This window comes from Kribbella sp. NPDC031520, from assembly GCF_055580825.1.
In genome coordinates this window covers 752,989-770,553 of record NZ_JBVIKS010000001.1, presented here as the reverse complement: position 1 = coordinate 770,553, position 17,565 = coordinate 752,989, and the positions used below count along the sequence as shown (strand labels likewise).

Genomic DNA, 17,565 nt, shown 5'->3' with positions numbered 1-17,565 from the left:
GGTTGTCGGTGGATATGCATGGTGAGTACAAGGTTCCCGGCGGGAAGCTCGTCGTAGCCGATCTGGACGTCGTGGACGACCGGGTGCGGTCAGCGCAGATCTCGGGGGACTTCTTTCTCGAGCCGGACGATGCGCTGGAACGGATCAACGGCGCGCTCGCCGGGCTTCCGGTCGGCACCGCGGCGGCGCAGCTCGCGGCCCGGGTGCGTGGTGCGCTCGGCGATGGCGTCGAGATGCTGGGGTTCTCACCCGAGGCCGTCGCGGTCGCCGTACGGCGTGCGCTGACCGGGGCGACCGGTTGGCGCGACCACGAGTGGCAGTTCGTGCACGACGTCCCGCGGGAGCCGGCGCTGCAGATGGCGCTCGACGAAGTACTGACCGAACAGGTGGGTTCGGGGGAGCGGCCGCCGACGCTGCGGGTCTGGGAGTGGGCGTCGAACGCGGTCATCATCGGCAGCTTCCAGTCCGTCCGCAACGAGGTCGACCTGGACGGCGCGGCCCGTCACGACGTCACCGTGGTACGGCGGATCAGCGGCGGCGGCGCGATGTTCGTGGAGCCGGGCAACACGATCACGTACTCGCTGTACGTCCCGGAATCGCTCGTCTCCGGGTTGTCGTTCGTCGATTCGTACGCGTTCCTCGACGACTGGTTCGTTGGTGCGCTCAACGATCTCGGGATCGCCGCGACGTACCAGCCGATCAACGACATCACCTCGCCGGCCGGCAAGATCGCCGGCGCCGCGCAGAAGCGGTTCGCCGGCGGCGCCGTCCTGCACCACGTCACGATGGCGTACGACATGGACGCCTCGAAGATGCTCGAGGTACTGCGGATCGGCCGGGAGAAGCTGTCCGACAAGGGCACCACGAGCGCGAACAAGCGGGTCGACCCGCTGCGCAGCCAGACCGGCCTCGAGCGCGCGGACGTGATCTCGCGGATGGTCGGGACCTTCCGGAACCGCTACGGGCTCACCGACGGCACGATCTCCGCGGACACGGTCGCGCTGGCCGAGGAGCGGGTGGCGGCGAAGTTCGGTACGGAGGAATGGCTCACGCGGGTGCCGTGATCGGTACGGCCGTACCGCTCACCCGCACGCGCCGGTCGTCCGGTCGCAGTTCGACCGTGATCAGGCTCGGCCGGCCGAGGTCGTCGCCCTGGTGCAGCGTGATGGTCGGCTGGTCCTTGCCGAGCTCACGCAGGTACGCCCCGAACGCGGCCGCGGCGGCACCCGTCGCCGGATCCTCGACGACGCCACCGACCGGGAACGGGTCGCGTACGTGGAACACCGTAGGCGACTCCTGCCAGACGAGCTGCAACGTGATCAGGTCGAGGTCGAGCATGTACGCGAGCAGACCGTCGAAGTCGTAGTCCAGGTCCGCCAGTCGTTGCCGCGTCGACGTACTCAGGACGAGGTGGCGCGCACCGGCGTACGCGATCCGCGGCGGGAGGTCCGGGTTCAGGTCGTCGGGGGACCAGCGCAGGATCTCGAGAACGTGGCCGACGTCGCCGGCGTCCTCGACCGACGGCTCGACGCTCGTCAACGTCGCACGCAGGTCGTCGTCGACGCTCACCGGAACCAGACCGGCCTGCGTCGAGAACACGATCTCGCCCGGACCGTTGCGCTCGGCAAGCGCCACCGCGGTCGCGACCGTCGCATGCCCACAGAACGGGACCTCGGCCTGGGGCGAGAAGTACCGCACCGGCTGCACGTCGGTCGCCTTCGTCAGGAACGCGGTCTCGGAGTATCCAACCTCCGCCGCGATCGCCTGCATCACAGCATCGTCGAGCCCGTTCGCGTCCAGAACCACCCCGGCAGGATTACCGCCAGCCGGATCGGACGTGAAGGCCGCATAGCGGAGCACGGTCGTCATACCCTCATCCAATCATCACGCCCAATCCAGCTGCGCCTCGGGAATCCGCAACCCCCGCCCGGAGATCGTGCAGGGCGAGATACGAGCCGCCGACCACGACCAGGCGGCAGACCTGCTTCCGGGCTGCGAGCTCGTCGGCCACCTCGCGCAGATAGCCGAGGATCTGGCGCTTGCCGAGGACGGTAGGTCCGAGCTGGTTCATGCAGCGTTCCGCCAGAGGTCGTGCTCGGCCAGCCAGATGTTCCGGGCGGCCAGTTGGGCAGGAGCTTGCGCGCGGGCGCGCCGGACGCGCGTCGGCGTACCGGGCGCTTCCCATGGAACTGGTGCGGGTGGCACAGACCTGGTCCACCTGGGCCGGCGGATCCCGGCGTCGTCGGCAAGCTTCTCGGCGATGCCGGCCAGCAACGCGTCGAACGCGGCGTCACCGGTCCGGCGCGGTGGTGACTCGATCGCCTCGGCCGTGAGCTCGGGATGGGTCAGTAGCTGGTCGAGGAATCCCCGCAAGTGTGACCAGTTGACCTTTCGCACCTGGTTGCCCGGGGCGTAGGCCTCGGTGAGGTCTTCGATCGCCGGTCCGTGCGACGGTGCGGCGGCCGTGACTGTGACGGACAGCTGACGGCCCGTGGCCGTAATCAAGCGAGCCAGCATCGTCAGAGTCGGATCGGTCGTCCCCGCCTCGATGCGCGAGACGGTTGACGTCGGAACGCCGGCCCGGGCCGCGAGTGCGCTGCGCGACAAGCCGGCGTCCTGTCGCGCGCGGCTCAGCATCTCGCTCGCATCCATGACTTGTAGCATATATGCAACACCCGCTGGCGGCAATCGGCGTAGCCTCCGGTGGATGGAGATCGGGTACGTCATCTTGTATGTCGGTGACCTCGGCGTGTCGGTGGGGTTCTACCGGGACGTGGTCGGGTTGGCGTACAAGTTCACGGATGCGGGGTATGCGGAGTTCGACGCGGGTGGGGTGCGGTTCGCGTTGTACGAACGGCGGCGGGCGGAGTGGTTGGTCGGGCGTGAGGTGACGCCGGGCGCGGGTGGTGAGGTGGTGGTGACGGTGCCGGACGTGGACGCGGTGTTCGCGCGGTTGCGGAGCGCCGGCGTGGACGTGCTGAGCGGGCCGGTGGACCGTCCGTGGGGACACCGGACGGTCCACGTCGCCGACCCGGACGGGTTCGTCGTGGAGTTCGCGGAGGAGATTCCGCGGGCTCGTCAGCGGCGGTAGTACCAGCGGCGGCGGGAGATGCCGCTGACCATCACGACCCAGAACACGCCCCAGAGCAACCACGGCGCGGCCAGCGCGACCGAGCTGATCACCAGCCCCATCATCAGGAACGGCGCGATCATCATGAACGCCGGCGGAGGACCTGGTCGGCGCCTCAGCTGAGCGCTTGGCACCGGCTGCAGTTCGCGAGAGGTCGGCAGGTCGTCGAAGAGCGGCTCGAACTCGTCCGAGTACCGCGCCTTGGTCGCCTGCTCACTCCGCTCCTCGAACTCCGCCTGCGTCAGCCGGCCGGCGACGAAGTGATCACTGAGCTGCGAAACCGCCTGATCCCGCTCCGCGTCACCGATCCGCACCCGCTTCCGCGGTACGTCGCCCCGCGCCGAGCCCCCGCCCGAGGAGGGCCGACCGTCGTACGAGGAGCCGGTCCGTCGGTCGTCCCACGAGTTGCCGTCGGCCTCGTTCCAGGCGGCGGCTCGCCAGTCGCCGCTCCAGCCGCGGGCGTGCCAGTCGCCGCCCCAGTTGTGCCGGCGGGAACGCGGGTCGTCGTACCAGCCTTCGTTCCAGTTCGGGCCGTTCCAGCCCTGCCAGTCGCGACGGCCGGCGGAACCGGCGCGCCGCCGGCGGTCCCGGTCGGTCGTCATGACTGGTCCTGTTCGGTGCCGTCGTCCTCCTCGGCGAGGATCCCGTACAGCTTCCGGCGCAGGTCGGCGACCGCGTCCCGCGCCTTCGCCTGCTGCTCCGGCGTACCGCTCGCCATGATCTGCCACATCGCCGTCGCGACCTGCCCGAACAGCGGCTTGAACCCGTTCTCGTCCTCACCGGCCGGCGGCGCGCTCATCGCCTCCCACGGCGCGGACACCTCGTCCTGGTGCTCGGCGACGTACGTACGTCCCTCGTCGGTCAGCCGGAACGTCCGCCGCCCGACCTCCGCGTCCGCCGTCACCAGGCCCTCGTCCTCGAGCTGCTGCAGCGTCGGGTAGATCGAGCCCGGGCTCGGCTTCCACCCGCCACCGCTGCGCTCGGCGATCTCCTGGATGATGCCGTACCCGTTCATCGGCTGCTCGGCGAGTACGGCGAGGATCGCCGCACGGACGTCGCCGCGCCGAGCCTTCGGCCCCCGCCACTTCGGCGGCGGCGGGCCCCACGGCGGCGCGAACATACCGCCGCCACCGAACATCCCCCACTGCGGCCCGAAGTGCTGCTGGGACCTGCCCTGGTGCCCGCGGCGGCCGGTCATCGCCGCGCGCAGCTCTTCCTTGATGTCGTCGAAGGCGGCACAGTTCCGCCCGAGCTGCCGCTCGAACTGCCGCACGAAGTCCTGCCACGGAAACCCCGCGGTGTACGCCGATCCGGTCATCTCGACCACCCGTCCCTACGAAAGTGATTGCGATAGTTCGACGATATATCGCGAACTACCGCAACCCAAGGGCCGTCAGTGGTTGAAGGAGAGCTCCGGCACGGTCGCCGCCAGCACGACCGCGTTGTCCTGGATGTCGACCGACGTGAGCTGGGCGTTGAACGGCAGCTGTGGCAGCTCGACCCCGCTCGCGAGTTGGGACTTCAGCGCGCTCGGCATCGAGCCGGACAGCTCGCCGATGTCCAGCGAGACCTTGCCGTCCTGGAGCTTCGGCACCACCGGTACGTCGAGGTTGATCCCGTTCGCCGCGTACTTCACGTGCAGCTTCCCGCCGACGACCTCCATCGACAGGCCCTGCAGCCCGGTGGTGTTCTTCACCATGAGCCTGCCGAGTTCCCGCGGCGACAGCCGTACCTGCATGTCGGTCTTGTCGACCGTGACCGTGCCCGACTGCTTGAACAGCAAGGACCGCGGCACGTGTACGTCGGTCATGTCGACCTTCAGGTTCTCGCCCGGGACCTTCGAGAACGCGGGCTTCCCCATCGTCAGCGTGACCTTGGAGAACTTCTCGTTGAACAGCTGCGGGAAGAACCCGAACCCGCCGATCTTCACCGACGTGTCGGCGGAGCGTACCTGGTACTTCGCCGCCTCCTTCTGCGCCATCGACGCGAGCTGGTTCTGCGCGACGGCGGCCGCGATCCGGTCGGCGGCCACGGCCAGGAACGCCAGCACCAACAGCGTCACGATCAGCCGGCGCAAACCCCGGCCCTGCCTGCTAGGACTCATTACTGCCCTTCCCGATCATTTCCTTGAGTGCGTCGTCGGTGGCCGCCGGTTCGAGGCCGAAGGCAACGGTCGCGGCGGAGGAGTCGACGACGAACGGACGCTGCCACTGGTACTGCATCTCCACCATCTCCCGGGCCGCCGGATCGACCAACCCGGCCAGCCGGAGTACAGCCTTGGGCATCGCTGTCACCCGTGCGGGCGGGGCGCCGGCGAGTACGGCGGCCCGCGTCGCGAGCTGGCGGACCGACAGCGGTTCCGGCGTCGGCACGTGCCACGCCCGGCCCCACGCCTTCTCGTCGTCGGCGACCGCGATCAGCGTCCGCGCGACGTCCCCGACGTACGTCCAGCTGTGCGGCGCGTCGAGTTCACCCGGCATCATCCCGCGCTTCCCGGCGATCACCTTCGGTAACACGGTCACGCTGAACGGCGACACCGCGCCCGCGCCCAGGTAGTCGGACCCGCGTACCTCGGCCGTCCGGATCCGCCCCGCCTCGTGTGCCTGCAGAGCTTCGTTCCACAACCTGGCCCGGACCTGCCCCTTGACCGTGTTGGGCTGCAGCGGCAAGTCCTCCGTCATCACCCCGTCGACCGGCCCGTACGCGTACAGGTTCCCCGTGGTGACGAGCACTGCGCCGGACGCCTCAGCCGCCGCGATCAGCGCGGCGTTCAGCGGAGGCCACTCCGTAGTCCACTTGTCGTACGCCGGTCCCGCACACGAGTAGATCGCCGTGGCGCCCTCGACGTACTCCACCAACCCCGCCTTGGCGTCGGCCGCAACACGGTCCGCCCCGTCCGGCCCAGCACCGGACCGGGTGATCACCCGAACCTGCTCACCCCGCTCGAGGAGTAGCCGAGCAACCACACTGCCCACCGCACCAGCACCCACGACGACGTGCACGCGCTTCCTTTCGAGCTGACCAGCCCACCACAGTACAGATCAAATGGCTTTGCGCATCTCGCAAGCTGAAGACGCTCTCAGCTGACCGCCGGTGGCCACCGCCAAGCGATCCACTCGTGCCAGTCGGTGAACCCCTCGGGCGGATCCTCGATCGGTCCACTCCCGTCGACCTCACCCTCGGTCGGTACGTCGAACCTGGCAGCCCACGAGTCGAGTTCCGCGTCGGAAATCGGCCAGGTGTCGTGCGGCCGCTCCGCCAGCCGCGTGTCGAGCCGCCGCCGCTGCTCGTCCCGCGGAAGTTCGCAGTACAGCATCACGACCGTCGCCCCGACGTCCGCCCCCGCCCAGCGCAGGGCCGACCGCTCTTCCCGGCTCCACAGCCCGAAGTCGATGACGACGTTCGTACCGAGTTCGAGGGCACGCAACCCGATCCGGATCAGCCGCCCCTCGACCACCCAGGACACGTCCGTCGGATTCTCTCGCCCGTACAGGGCTTTCATCCACTCGTCCTTGGTCAGCCGCAGCGCCCCGACCTCAACCTCGACCCGCCGCGCCGCCGTCGTCTTCCCAGTCCCCGGCAACCCGACCGTAAGGAACAACGTAGGCCTGTTCATCTGGTGCCCCCGGCAGGATTCGAACCTGCGACGCACGGTTTAGGAAACCGACGCTCTATCCCCTGAGCTACGGGGGCGCACGCGGGACAGCTTAGCGGAGGTCGTGGTCGAGCAAGGCGGCGGCGAGGGCGGTGGAGATGAACTCGCCGTATGCCGGGAGTTCCCAGCCAGACTTGAGTACGAGGAGCTCGTAGAGCTCTGCCGAGGTGTAGGTCCACAGGATGTCGGTTGCTCGGTCGACCTCGAGGCCGGGCCTCAGCCAGCCTCGGGCTGCGAGGCGCTCGGCGTTGTGGCGCATGCGGTCGCGGCGCTGCTGATCCACCTCGGCGAGCAGTGCCGTCAGTTCAGGGTGGTGAGCGGTTGCGTCCCTGATCAGCAACGCGATCGGGGAAACCTCCGGGGAGACCTCCGCCGCGAGTCGCCCCCAGCCGAGAAGAAGGGTCCGCGGGTCCTGCTCGGTGGCGCTGAGCCGGTCGCTGCGGTCGGGCGCCGGCTCCGGCCCGCGACCGGCGAGGCCGCGTTCCCAGAGCGCCCGGACGAGCGCGGGCTTCGGCCCGAAGGCCTTGTACACGGTCTCGTTGGAGACACCGGCCGCGCTGGCGATCGCGGGCACCGTGGTCTTGGCGTACCCGTGCTCGACGAACAGCCGCTGGGCGGCGTTCAGGACCGCCTGGCGGTTTGCCTCGGCCTGTCGGCGGCGGGCCGACGAATCGTAGCTACGCGAGGTCTTGACGTGTCGTGGCATTCGGTTCCATAGTCCTGTATTGAATACGAAGTAGTGTAACCAAATGGGGCGGGCGATGGAAACCATCGCAGGGAGGTTCGTCGCCGAACTCGTCGAGGCGGTCAACCGCCACGAGTTGGACACGCTGACGGGGCTGTTCGCTCCCGACTACGTCAATGAGACGCCGGTGCATCCGGCGCGCGGCTTCACCGGCAACGATCAGGTACGCCGCAACTGGACGTCGATCTTCGCGGCCGTCCCGGACCTCGCCGCCGAGGTCACGGCGCTCGCGGTCGCGGGCGACACCGTGTGGACCGAGTGGAAGATGGACGGCACGCGTCGCGACGGCGCCGAGCATCACATGCGGGGCGTCGTTGTGTTCACCGTCGACAGCGGCCGCGCGACGGCGGCCAGGTTCTACCTCGAGCCTCTCGATACCAGCAGCGCAGACGTCAATGCCGCGATTGCCTCGGCGCTGCGATCGCCCGGGGAGCCGTCGTGATACTCGTTGCCGGAGGCACCGGTCGGCTCGGCTCGGTCCTGGTGCGGCGGCTCGCCGATCGCGGTGAGCAGGTCCGGGTCCTGAGGCGCGGCCCGAGTTCCACGCCGGCCGATCACGAGGAGGTCATTGGCGACGTACGTTCGCGTACGGCTGTCGCTGCGGCCCTCGAGGGCTGCGACACCGTCGTGTGGTGCGTCCATGGTCTGCTGGGCGGACGCGGTGCCGGGCCGGACGCGGTCGATCGGGAGGCGTGCATCGCGACGATCGACGCCGCGCGCCAGGCGGGAGTCCGGCGCTTCGTCCTGGTGTCGATCAAAGACGCGGCGCCCGATCACCTGTCGTCGTTGTTCCGGGCGAAGTACGCCGCCGAGCAGCATCTGCGCGCCACCGACCTGGACTGGACGATCCTGCGGCCCGCGTCCTTCCTCGAGTTGTGGCTCGAGGTCGTGCGCGGCAAGCTCGACAAGCGTGGACCGGCGGTCGTACTCGGCCGCGGTGAGAACCCGATCAACGTCGTGTCGGTGGCCGACGTCGCGGCCGTCGTTGACTACTGCCTCGTCGAACCGTCGACGATCGGCCAAGTGCTCGATGTGGCAGGCCCGGAGAACGTCACCCTCGTCGAGTTGGCTCGCGCGCAGGGCGCGACCGCGATCAAACGGGTGCCGCTCGGCGTGCTGCGGGTGATGCGCTATCTCGCCGTCCCTGTGGCTCCCGCCTTCGCGCGGCAGGCGGCACTGGGCGTGATGCTGAACACGCACGATCTCACGGCGACGGCGAGCCCCAGCGAATGCCTTCCCACGCGGACCGTGCACGCGGTGCTAACCGATCAAGCCATGCACTGAAGGGGATCAGCCGGTCAGGGCGGTGACGCCGAGGTGGCCGGTGATGGAGTTGTAGCGTTCGGCGTAGAGGGTGGTGCAGCGGGAGGCGGCGCAGCCGGCGCCGGCGAAGGCGATGCCGCGGATGGTGGCGGAGCTGCTGCCGCGGCGGCTGTAGACGGGGCCGCCGGAGTCGCCGCCGATGATCGCGACCAGGCCGTCGCGGGTGGCGCGGATGACGTACGTCGTGCAGCCGTCGGCGTCGCAGTACTTCGCCGACGTCGAGCGGACCGTGAGGCCGCACGTCGACGTACTGAAGCTGCCCGACTGACAGACGACCGTACCGACGCCGGGGTCGCCGCCGCCGGTGACCGTGCGGGTGTTCGCGGTGTCGCCGGGGCCGTCCGTCCAGATCTTGGCGCCGTACGCGCTGCCGGTCACCAGGGACTGGTCGTAGTCCGGGTAGTCCGTGCGCAGCGACGTCGTGCCGTAGTAGTTCGTGCCGGACTTCCAGATCGTGCCGGGCGCACCGCAGTGGCCCGCGGTGACCGATCCACGCTGGCCGTTCGAACGCCGTACGACGGAGAAGCCGGCGGAGCAGTTCTTCAACGCGGAGGTGATCCGCGCGCCGCCCCAGTGACCGCCGTTCGGGGTGTCGCTCAGCCGCGACGTCCGGGCGAGCGAGTCGGCGACGAGTTGTACGCCGGTCAGCTTGCGAAGGCCCGCGAGCGAGGCGTGGGACGTGGTCGCCTGGTCGTACGTGACGACGACGTTCTCGGTGGACGGGTCCAGGTCGGCGGCGAACGTCGTGCGCGACGCGTCGGAGGACCACGAGCGTTTGCCGACCGTGTTCCAGGTGTCGGCGATCGCCTGCGCGGATCGGCAGCTGTGCGTCACCTTCATCATCGGCTTGCCGGCGGCCGGGACGCGGCGGGCCATCGCGGACTCGTACTTCTTGGTGTCCACCTTCGCGGCGTCGACCACCACCTCGTACCCGGTCGCGGCCGAGCCGACCACGCCGATCACGCCCTGGCTCAGTCCGTACGGCAGACCGGACGTCGGGCGGCCGGTCGCGTCGACCGGTTCCAGTGAGCGGATCGCGGTCGAGATGCCCTCGCCGAGCGACTCGCCGAGTGGGCGCGCGTCGGACTTCGAGGTCGGCTGCGCGAGCCGGGTCGCCTCGGTCGAGCTCGCACCCGGTCGCGCGTGGGAGCACGCCGCGGCGCCCGCCACCGCGCCCGACGAGGGTGCGGTGAGGGCGACTGCGAAGAGTGAGACTGAGCCGAGTGTGACCAGCGGGACGGTAACGGAGAGTCGCACAAAGCTCCCAAGATCGGTGGACCAACCACTAGATGGTCCGGTCAGGAACTCCGTTCCGTCAAGAGCTGATCACCGTCCGCGAACAGAAACGACTACCGTGCGCGAGCGTAACTCGCAAGTCGAGTCCCGTCGGCGCCGAAGAACTGGAGCGTGTCGCCGGCGATCGCGACCCGCTTCGCGGCGGTCAGTACGCCGGTGTTCGGGACGTTGTCGCAGCCGATCATGTGCTGGGCCCCGGAGGCCGCGGTGAACGCGCCGTGCTCACCGATGCTGAACGTGCCCTGCAGCCCGTTGCAGCCGTCGGAGCCCGTCCAGGTGCCGTTCGCCTTGAACACGAGCACTGGATCGTCCGGCCAGGACTGCTGCTTCAGCGTCTTGAAACCGTTGATCTGCAGCGGGCGCCAGGTGCCGGACACCGTCTGAGCCGAGACCACCGGCGGCGTCGGTGTCGGCGTGGCCGGCTGGGAGCTGCCCGCGACCGGTGGCTGGACCGGCCTGTTCTGCGAGCCGGCCAGGCCGAAGCCCGCCACGGCGACTGCTGCCACTGCGACAGCGGCCGCGCCCGAGACGATCCAGGTACGGCGCTGTGCACGGCGGGCGCCCGTGGTGGCGCGCTCGGTCAGGGCCGCGCTCTGCGGCACGGTGGCCGCGGCGCGTTCGAAGGTACCGCGCAGGTCATCCTCGAGATCGGTGTCGCTCACTTCAGCCTCTCATCGACGCGATGGGATTCTTGGGTCTTCCGCAGCGCTGCGAGCGCGCGGCTCGCGGTCGCCCGCACGGAGGACGGTTTGATGCCGAGCACGTCGGCGATCGTCTGGTCGTCGAGGTCCTGGTAGTAGCGCAGGACCAGCACGACCCGCTCACGGGCGGACAGCGTCGCCAGCGCTCGCCACAGGCCGTCGGAGTTCGCGATGCCGGCGGCGTGGTCGGGCACGCTCTGCTGCGGGTCCAGGTCGGCCGTCGGTGCCTCGCTGAACGAGCGCCGCCGGGTCATCGACAGGTACTCGTTCACCAGGATCCGGCGGACGTAATGGTGCGGGTCGTCCGCGTTGCGCACCTTCCGCCACTTGCGGAACGCCTGCATCAACGCGATCTGGGCCAGGTCCTCCGCTCGTTGGTAGTCGCCGGAGACGGTGAACCCGAGCCGCACCAGTTCCTGTCCACGGGCGGACACGTACTCCTCGAACTCCACTCGCCACTCCCTGGCTGGGCGTACAACTCCTCACACCTATTAGACGCATCGAGCCGCGCGGCTGCTGCAACCGTTCCCGCACAGTTCGATCTCTCTACTGAAGCAGGAACTTGCGGACCGCCTCCTGGCCTCGTGGATCGCGCTGCACGCTGTGGCCGCTGCCCGGTATCACGACCAGCTGGGCCGCCTTCGCGTGCGCCTGTTCCCATCTGGACCAGTCCAGTGGGCAGAAAAGGTCGTTGCTCCCGTGCAGGATCAGCGTGCGTGGCAAGAGTTCCTGGCTGGGTGGGTACGTCGACACGCGGCCGGCCGGCCAGCGAAGGCAGCCCTGGATCATCAGCTGCTTGCTCGCGGTTGCCACGTTGTACGGGTACAGCCGCTTCGGGTCCAGGCGTCGTACTGCTTCGTTGAGGGCGGCCTGGCGGTCGGGCTTGCCGGTCCACGGGAAGTGGAGGTCTGAGCAGAGCGTGGCCATGTGCAGGCCGGCGGAGAGCTCGTCGTATGGCAGGCCCTTGCTGGTGGTGCGCTGGATGAGCTGCTTCAACACCGTGTCGTCGCCGTTGCGGGCGGAGTGCAGGGCGGCTGGGATCCCTTCGAGCGTTGGGTTGACCGAGTTCAGGCTCGACACGGCCAGCAGCTCCATCAGGTCGGTGCCGCTCGTACCGTGCTCGACGAGCCACGCCAGATCCGCCACGGGATCCGTCGTACACGGCTGGCACGCGGCCCGCAGTACTCCTCCCGTCGCAGCCACCAGGTCGACGCCCATCGGGTCGAAACCCTTGTGCGGTACGACGGAGTCCAGCACGAGCGCCCGTACGTGGTCCGGGTACTTCAGGCCGTACTGCTCGGCGGTGAAGCTCCCGTACGACGTACCGTCCAGCGTCAGCCGGTCCACCTTGAGGTACTGGCGCAGTTGCTCGATGTCGTCGACGGTGTCGGGCGTGCCGTAGTACCCGGCGCTGGTGCCGAGCTGCTTGGCGCACTCGTCCACGGCCTCCGCCGGCGGGGTGAGGAAGTCCGAACCGCCCACAGTCTCTTGCAGCGCAGGGCAATTGATGCCGTTTGCGCCGGTGCCGCGCTGGTCGAACATCACCAGTCGGTACTCGCGAAGTACGTCCGGCTGCACGTTCTTGCGCAGCGTGGGGATGGCCGGCTGACCGGGTCCTCCGGTGAGCAGCAGGAGTACGCCGCGCGGTGCGTTGACGTTGTCGGCCGCGATGACCCGCAGGTCCAGAGTGGTGCCGCCGGAGTGCTGGTGGTCGAGGGGTACGTGCAGCGTCGTGCAGGTGAATCCTTCGGCGCAGGAGGCACTCGCAGGTTGTTTGTTCGAGCAGGCCGCGCACGCCAGGAGCAGCACGCACAGCAGGCGGATCGTTCGCATCGGCCCCTCCCTCAGGCCGAGGGTCCTGTACGGCGCCGAACGCCGCAACCTGCCTCGCGGGTCGACCTCGGAAGGGACCCGCGAGGCAGGCGCGGGTTGACCCCACTGCGGACGGCTTCGGGGGGCGCGTCCGCTATGGAGTCAGCGCAGACCGAGCGACTTGGTCAGCTCGGCAGTCACCTGGCGTGGCGCCGGCAGGACGCCGGGCTTGCCCTTGCCCTCCAGGGAGGTCGCCACCAGGCGGCGGCAGCCGAAGGCCTCGGCGGTGAACGACAGGACGCCTCGGTCGTTGTCGGTGAACCGCAGCACGTACGTCGGGCCGAGTTCCTTGGTGCAGATGCCCGGCTTCTTCGCGACGGGTTTCGCGGCGTTCACCAGCGCGAACAGGTCGGTGGCCTGCTTGCCGTTGCGCTTGGTGTCGACGGTCGCGTAGTCCTGTCCGGTCGCCTGGGCGTCGTACTGGCAGATGGTGACGCTGACCGGGTTGAACGCCGAGGTGGCGACACCCTGGCCCCAGACGACCTTGTCGGTGGCGGCGCGGACGGCCGCGATCGTGCTCGGGCAGTCCGTGCTCGGCGTACCGCTGGGGTTGCTGCTCGGGGTCGGCGACGGGGTATCCGACGGGGTGGCTGACGGCGTGGCTGTGGGCTGGGCGGCGGGCGGGGACGAGGCGTTCTCGTTGCCGCAGGCGGCGGCGATACCGAGGACAGCCACGACGAGCGTCGCACCGATCAGGCCCCGTGTCCGTTGTGCACTCACGACTCGGTCCTTCCGGGTTGGCAAGGGCAACATGATGGTGGACCGGAGTCTCACCCGGCGTGCCGGAACATCACGGCGGCGCGTCTATCCGGTCACGCCGCCCGATCGAGCCCCAACCGAGGCACACCTGTAACCTCCGCGCACTGGCCACCCACCCCAACCCCCGGCCCGCCGCACTGCCCCACTCGGCCCGCGGCCCCGCCGGCCAACGACCCGCGCACTCGGCCCCGCGCCCCGCCCCGGCCCGGACGACCCGCCCGCTCGGTCCGGGTGGACGCCTCGCCCGGGCGGCTGCCGGTGTCCCTGGGGCGACCTAGGATGCTGTGTCGTGGGCAGGAAGAGGGCGAAAGCGGACGCCGCCGCGCAGCGCGAGTGGGAACTCGGGATCGACTGGGCGCGCTGGTTGCTCGACGGCAACACCCCACAACCGCTGCAGGTGTACGGGGTGGTGCTCGAGCCAGGCGAGGTCGCCTATCTGCAGACCACCGCGCAGTACTCGCGGATGTACGGCGGGAGCGGCCGCTACCGGCAGAGCGGCGGGTTCTTCATCGGGAATCCGACCCTGGTGGTCGGAATGATGGCAGCCAACGCCGCGGTGAACGCGGGCCGCAAGGCGGCCGCGAAGCGGGACATGCAGCCGTCGTGGCGTGACCTCCAAGAGCTTCCGGTACTGGCAACGAACCTGCGGCTGATGTGCAACCTGCCGCAGAAGGGCTGGATGAGCTTCTACTACAGCGCCGTCCAGGAGTTCTATCCCGATACGCAGAACTGGATGATCACCTTCGGCTTCCAGAACGCCGTACCGCTGCGGATCGCCGGACTGACCACGCCGACGCTGGCCGTGCTGACGGCGTGGTGCCTGCACGGAAACGGCCGCTGGCAAGGCGAACCCGGGATCGCGCCGCTGATCCAGGCAGCCCTCGGCCCGCACCGCCCGGACCCGGCGACCGAGGTCCAGGACAGCTACCCCGGCGAGCTCCCCAACGAGCCGTCCGCCGCCGACGACCCGCAGGCTCACCACCCGACCGGCCACTACGTGTCCGACGGCCCGCAGGATCCCTACCCGACCGGCGACTACGTGTCCGACGACTCGTCCTATCGAAAGCCGTTCGACTGACTCCCGTTCCGCCTCGCGCACTCGGTAATCTGGACGCATGACGAGCCCGTACGAAGACGACGAGCCGCTGCTGCCCGACCAGACCCGTGACGACGACCCGCGGACCTGGGGTGACACCGACTTCGATGGCGACGACGACGATCGCATCCTGAACGAAGTCCCCCCGCACCACGGATGACCGCCCAGGTGTTTCTCGTCCACGGCGGCCTCTGGGACGCCATGGACTCCGCCGCTTTCTGGGGTACGACCGGAGTTGTCGCCGGCCTGTCCGAACATGTGGACCTACTCGCACCCGATCGCCCGCGGCAGGCGAGTGGTTGGGACGTCGAGGTCGACGCGCTCGGTGAACACCTGGCGAAACGTTCCGGTCCGCTAAGAATCGTTGGGGCCTCCAATGGATGTACGGTCGCGGTCCTGCTCGCTCTGAGGTATCCGGAACTCGTCGATCGCCTCCTGCTGGCATGGCCCGCCACCGGTGACGACACCGCCTCGAACGAACGGGCGCGGGCCGGAATGGTGAACCGTGGTTGCCCGCCTGAGGCCGCCGACGGCCTGCTGACAGGTGGAATTCTGCGTGGGGTGACGGACGCGGAACTGGCTTCGCTGACGCGTATTCGGGTGGCGGTCCTGCCGTCGGTACCGGAGAATCCGTCGCATCAGCGGAAGACGGTCGACGCGTTGCTGAGGTCGATCCGGGGGAGTCGTGAGCTGGCCGGGTGTCCCGAACCGCCGACGCCGGCCTTCCCGCCGTACCTGGATCAGCTGGTGCGAACGATCGTGGAGTTCGTCAACTGAGGGGATGAGTGTGGAGCTTCGGGGGTTCGACGACGGGTACGGCGCGCTGGTCGCGGGGTGGGCCGTGGACGAGAAGGAAGTCGCACTGCTGTCCGGACGGGTGGTCTACCCGTTCCCGGAGGACCTTCGGGGGAGTTGGCGCAAGGCGGAAGCGGACATCCACTCCTATCTGTTGTTCGACGGCGATCGGCCGGTCGGGTACGGCGAGGTCTGGCTGGACGACGAGGAGGACGAGGTCGAACTCGCCCGGATCATCGTGGACCCGGAGGTCCGTGGCCGGGGAATCGGTGCTGAACTCGTGCGGGCCCTGCTCGGTCCGGCGCTGGATGCCGGCTATTCGGAGGTGTTCCTGCGGGTTCGTCCGGAGAACGCTCCGGCGATCCGGGCGTACCACGGCAGTGGCTTCGTCGACGTTCCCGACGCCCTGATGGAGGAGTGGAACGACGGCCAGCCGGTGCCGTACCGCTGGATGCGTTATGCGGGTGCGCAGGTGAGCGCCGGCGAGCTCAGCGGCTGAGGATGATGCGCCCACCTGCTGGTTGCAGGTGTTACCGGCGGGCGCGCAGCAGGTCGCGGATCTCGGTCAGCAGCTCCTGGTCGGTCGTCAGCGGGTCGGGCTCCGGCTCCACGCCGCGCTTGCGCCGCTCGGCCAGCTTGTTCAGCGGCATCACGATGAAGAAGTAGACCGCCGCGGCAACGAAGAGGAAGTTCAGCGCTGCCTGCAGGATCAGCCCGATCGAGAACTTCGCGTCGTTGACGTAGAAGACCCAGACGCCGCTGATGTCGGTCTTGCCGAAGATCGCCGCGATCAGTGGGTTGATCAGGCCGTCGACGAGTGCAGTGACGATCTTGGTGAATGCTGCGCCGATGACGACGGCGACCGCGAGGTCGACGACGTTGCCACGCATGATGAATTCCTTGAAGCCCTTGAGCATTGTGTGGTGCCTCCACGAAGCGGGTGGTTGTACCCGGACAAGGTAGGGCTGCAGGGTCGTCCATGCGAGGGACCGCGCCGCGTCGCGACACATCGTGCCGTGACAAGTTCGGAGTGTGATCATCCCGTGTCCGGGGTCAGAGCCACGGTGATGCGTGAATTCGTACTGGCCTGGGCGAGCCGGGTCGCGACCTCGGGTGCGGTGGCGACGACGATCAGCGCTCCCGACGTACTCGATCGGGGCTCCGGTAGCGCGACCACCTGAACGGCGCGGGCGAGCAGTCTTGCTGCGTCGGCGCTCGTGCTGCCCGCGGCGTACAGGTTCAGGCGGTCGCCGACTCGCAGGAGAGTACTGACGTCGGCGTCGTCGACGCGGAACGGGTAGGCGACCGATCCGGAGGGCACGGCCGGTGGCGCCAGGAATCTGGCGTCGGTGAGTGGTTCGCCGGCTCTGACCGGGCCGCTGAGCACACGTTTGGTGAGCTCGCTGCCGGGTCTCAGAGCGCCGGCAGGCACGACGCCGGGCGGTAGCTCGACGGTACGCAGGTCGCCGCGGTCGAGCGTCACGCCGCCGGTCAAATCGTGCGCGGCGGCCAGGATCTTGACCGTCGGCGGTGGTGCGGGGGAGAGGGCCAGGAGTCCGAAGTACACAGCGGCGGCCGCGGCAGCGCCGGCCAGGAGCCGACGATGCCAGCGGGAGGCGCGGATCAGGTCACGAAGCAGAGAGCGAGTTGTCATGCCGGAGAAAGTACGAGTTTCGCCGGCGACCGCCTCTCAGTTATCCACAGGCGGCGGTCAGGCCGCGCTTGTCCCCGACGAGGTCGACGACGAGTTGCTGGACGAAGAGCTGCTCGACGACGAAGACGAGGAAGTCGAGGAAGTCGAGGAGTCGGACGACTTGGCCGACGAAGAAGACGAGGAGTCGGAGGATGTCGCCGGCACCGAGCCCTTGCCGGAGGACCGGCTGTCGGTGCGGTAGAAGCCGGAGCCCTTGAACACCACGCCGACGGCGTTGAAGACCTTGCGCAGGTTTCCCTGGCAGTGCGGGCACACGGTCAAAGCGTCGTCCGTGAAGCTCTGGCGCACCTCGAGCGCTTCGCCACAGTCGGTGCACTGGTACTGGTACGTCGGCACGGTCGGATCCCTTCAAGCCGCTGGCACTCCTACTACCCGACTGCTAATAATGCGCCAGCGGCCCGGAGTATTCCAAACCCGGCCCCGCTTACCTCAACTCTGCGTCCATGTCCAGCGAACGCAGAGCAACGCAAAGTTGTGAG

Annotated in this window: 25 protein-coding genes and 1 tRNA gene; 8 read left to right on the top strand and 18 right to left on the bottom strand. The window is 69.0% G+C overall.

The window, feature by feature from the left end; translation table 11 throughout:
• Positions 1-14: 14 nt before the first annotated feature.
• Complete coding sequence (locus ACZ5BU_RS03840; protein ID WP_465696708.1) at positions 15-1,064, top strand: lipoate--protein ligase family protein; 1,050 nt, start codon at positions 15-17, stop codon at positions 1,062-1,064.
• Here ACZ5BU_RS03840 and ACZ5BU_RS03835 read toward each other — a convergent pair.
• The 3 genes from ACZ5BU_RS03835 to ACZ5BU_RS03825 are packed head-to-tail and all read right to left on the bottom strand — an operon-like array spanning position 1,048 to position 2,652.
• Positions 1,048-1,869 carry a PhzF family phenazine biosynthesis protein gene (locus ACZ5BU_RS03835; RefSeq protein WP_465695292.1) on the bottom strand — a complete coding sequence of 274 codons (822 nt, stop codon included), beginning with the start codon at positions 1,867-1,869 and terminating at the stop codon, positions 1,048-1,050. The genes ACZ5BU_RS03840 and ACZ5BU_RS03835 overlap by 17 nt on opposite strands.
• 4 nt (positions 1,870-1,873) lie before the next feature.
• Positions 1,874-2,071 carry a hypothetical protein gene (locus ACZ5BU_RS03830; protein ID WP_465695290.1) on the bottom strand — a complete coding sequence of 66 codons (198 nt, stop codon included), beginning with the start codon at positions 2,069-2,071 and terminating at the stop codon, positions 1,874-1,876.
• Entirely contained in the window at positions 2,068-2,652 is a 585-nt protein-coding gene (locus ACZ5BU_RS03825; RefSeq protein ID WP_465695289.1) for a helix-turn-helix domain-containing protein, read from the bottom strand. The genes ACZ5BU_RS03830 and ACZ5BU_RS03825 overlap by 4 nt, the downstream gene beginning before the upstream one ends.
• Before the next feature lie 55 nt (positions 2,653-2,707).
• On the opposite strand from ACZ5BU_RS03825, the gene ACZ5BU_RS03820 reads away from it, so the two are divergent.
• Positions 2,708-3,091 carry a VOC family protein gene (locus ACZ5BU_RS03820; RefSeq protein ID WP_465695288.1) on the top strand — a complete coding sequence of 128 codons (384 nt, stop codon included), beginning with the start codon at positions 2,708-2,710 and terminating at the stop codon, positions 3,089-3,091.
• Here ACZ5BU_RS03820 and ACZ5BU_RS03815 read toward each other — a convergent pair.
• The 7 genes from ACZ5BU_RS03815 to ACZ5BU_RS03785 form a co-directional block, all read right to left on the bottom strand.
• Positions 3,079-3,732, bottom strand: a complete 654-nt coding sequence (locus ACZ5BU_RS03815; RefSeq protein WP_465695286.1) for a DUF1707 SHOCT-like domain-containing protein — start codon at positions 3,730-3,732, stop codon at positions 3,079-3,081. The genes ACZ5BU_RS03820 and ACZ5BU_RS03815 overlap by 13 nt on opposite strands.
• Positions 3,729-4,448, bottom strand: a complete 720-nt coding sequence (locus ACZ5BU_RS03810) for a PadR family transcriptional regulator (RefSeq protein WP_465695284.1) — start codon at positions 4,446-4,448, stop codon at positions 3,729-3,731. The genes ACZ5BU_RS03815 and ACZ5BU_RS03810 overlap by 4 nt, the downstream gene beginning before the upstream one ends.
• 75 nt (positions 4,449-4,523) lie before the next feature.
• A complete protein-coding gene (locus ACZ5BU_RS03805; RefSeq protein WP_465695283.1) occupies positions 4,524-5,234 on the bottom strand; it encodes an LmeA family phospholipid-binding protein in 711 nt (236 codons plus the stop codon).
• A complete protein-coding gene (locus ACZ5BU_RS03800; protein WP_465695282.1) occupies positions 5,224-6,132 on the bottom strand; it encodes an NAD-dependent epimerase/dehydratase family protein in 909 nt (302 codons plus the stop codon). Before ACZ5BU_RS03800 ends, ACZ5BU_RS03805 begins: the two co-directional genes overlap by 11 nt.
• Positions 6,133-6,209: 77 nt before the next feature.
• Positions 6,210-6,746, bottom strand: a complete 537-nt coding sequence (locus ACZ5BU_RS03795) for a P-loop nucleotide/nucleoside kinase family protein (protein WP_465695280.1) — start codon at positions 6,744-6,746, stop codon at positions 6,210-6,212.
• A 1-nt stretch (position 6,747) separates the two neighbouring features.
• Positions 6,748-6,823, bottom strand: a tRNA-Arg gene (locus ACZ5BU_RS03790).
• Between the two features lie 14 nt (positions 6,824-6,837).
• The gene (locus ACZ5BU_RS03785; protein WP_465695279.1) at positions 6,838-7,491 is read right to left on the bottom strand and encodes a TetR/AcrR family transcriptional regulator; all 654 of its coding nucleotides are present in this window, start codon (positions 7,489-7,491) and stop codon (positions 6,838-6,840) included.
• 43 nt (positions 7,492-7,534) lie between these two features.
• Between ACZ5BU_RS03785 and ACZ5BU_RS03780 the strand changes: the two genes are divergently transcribed.
• Together ACZ5BU_RS03780 and ACZ5BU_RS03775 are read left to right on the top strand one after the other, a co-directional pair.
• Positions 7,535-7,972 carry a nuclear transport factor 2 family protein gene (locus ACZ5BU_RS03780; RefSeq protein ID WP_465695277.1) on the top strand — a complete coding sequence of 146 codons (438 nt, stop codon included), beginning with the start codon at positions 7,535-7,537 and terminating at the stop codon, positions 7,970-7,972.
• Positions 7,969-8,814, top strand: coding sequence for an SDR family oxidoreductase (locus ACZ5BU_RS03775; RefSeq protein ID WP_465695276.1), 846 nt, complete (start codon positions 7,969-7,971; stop codon positions 8,812-8,814). Before ACZ5BU_RS03780 ends, ACZ5BU_RS03775 begins: the two co-directional genes overlap by 4 nt.
• Before the next feature lie 6 nt (positions 8,815-8,820).
• On the opposite strand, the gene ACZ5BU_RS03770 is transcribed toward ACZ5BU_RS03775, so the two are convergent.
• From ACZ5BU_RS03770 to ACZ5BU_RS03750, 5 genes are all read right to left on the bottom strand, one after another.
• Positions 8,821-10,110 carry a chymotrypsin family serine protease gene (locus ACZ5BU_RS03770; RefSeq protein ID WP_465695275.1) on the bottom strand — a complete coding sequence of 430 codons (1,290 nt, stop codon included), beginning with the start codon at positions 10,108-10,110 and terminating at the stop codon, positions 8,821-8,823.
• Positions 10,111-10,202: 92 nt separating this feature from the next.
• Positions 10,203-10,811 carry an META domain-containing protein gene (locus tag ACZ5BU_RS03765; RefSeq protein ID WP_465695273.1) on the bottom strand — a complete coding sequence of 203 codons (609 nt, stop codon included), beginning with the start codon at positions 10,809-10,811 and terminating at the stop codon, positions 10,203-10,205.
• Positions 10,808-11,302, bottom strand: coding sequence for a SigE family RNA polymerase sigma factor (locus tag ACZ5BU_RS03760; RefSeq protein WP_465695272.1), 495 nt, complete (start codon positions 11,300-11,302; stop codon positions 10,808-10,810). Before ACZ5BU_RS03760 ends, ACZ5BU_RS03765 begins: the two co-directional genes overlap by 4 nt.
• Before the next feature lie 94 nt (positions 11,303-11,396).
• Positions 11,397-12,683, bottom strand: a complete 1,287-nt coding sequence (locus ACZ5BU_RS03755) for an alpha/beta hydrolase (RefSeq protein ID WP_465695271.1) — start codon at positions 12,681-12,683, stop codon at positions 11,397-11,399.
• Between the two features lie 141 nt (positions 12,684-12,824).
• Positions 12,825-13,442: a hypothetical protein gene (locus ACZ5BU_RS03750; RefSeq protein WP_465695269.1), complete on the bottom strand. Its 618-nt coding sequence runs from the start codon at positions 13,440-13,442 to the stop codon at positions 12,825-12,827.
• Positions 13,443-13,770: 328 nt separating this feature from the next.
• On the opposite strand from ACZ5BU_RS03750, the gene ACZ5BU_RS03745 reads away from it, so the two are divergent.
• From ACZ5BU_RS03745 to ACZ5BU_RS03730, 4 genes are read left to right on the top strand one after another with little or no spacing between them, the layout of a single operon-like run.
• On the top strand, positions 13,771-14,559 hold the full coding sequence (locus ACZ5BU_RS03745; RefSeq protein WP_465695268.1) for a hypothetical protein: 789 nt from the start codon (positions 13,771-13,773) through the stop codon (positions 14,557-14,559).
• A 37-nt stretch (positions 14,560-14,596) separates the two neighbouring features.
• Entirely contained in the window at positions 14,597-14,737 is a 141-nt protein-coding gene (locus ACZ5BU_RS03740; protein ID WP_465695267.1) for a hypothetical protein, read from the top strand.
• Complete coding sequence (locus ACZ5BU_RS03735) at positions 14,734-15,354, top strand: alpha/beta fold hydrolase (protein WP_465695266.1); 621 nt, start codon at positions 14,734-14,736, stop codon at positions 15,352-15,354. The genes ACZ5BU_RS03740 and ACZ5BU_RS03735 overlap by 4 nt, the downstream gene beginning before the upstream one ends.
• A gap of 4 nt (positions 15,355-15,358) precedes the next feature.
• On the top strand, positions 15,359-15,871 hold the full coding sequence (locus ACZ5BU_RS03730; protein ID WP_465695264.1) for a GNAT family N-acetyltransferase: 513 nt from the start codon (positions 15,359-15,361) through the stop codon (positions 15,869-15,871).
• Between the two features lie 31 nt (positions 15,872-15,902).
• Here ACZ5BU_RS03730 and mscL read toward each other — a convergent pair whose 3' ends face one another.
• From mscL to ACZ5BU_RS03715, 3 genes are all read right to left on the bottom strand, one after another.
• On the bottom strand, positions 15,903-16,289 hold the full coding sequence (gene mscL / locus ACZ5BU_RS03725; RefSeq protein WP_465695263.1) for a large conductance mechanosensitive channel protein MscL: 387 nt from the start codon (positions 16,287-16,289) through the stop codon (positions 15,903-15,905).
• 119 nt (positions 16,290-16,408) lie between these two features.
• On the bottom strand, positions 16,409-17,026 hold the full coding sequence (locus ACZ5BU_RS03720; RefSeq protein WP_465695262.1) for an SAF domain-containing protein: 618 nt from the start codon (positions 17,024-17,026) through the stop codon (positions 16,409-16,411).
• A 57-nt stretch (positions 17,027-17,083) separates the two neighbouring features.
• Positions 17,084-17,422, bottom strand: coding sequence for an FmdB family zinc ribbon protein (locus ACZ5BU_RS03715; RefSeq protein WP_465695260.1), 339 nt, complete (start codon positions 17,420-17,422; stop codon positions 17,084-17,086).
• Positions 17,423-17,565 lie beyond the last annotated feature (143 nt).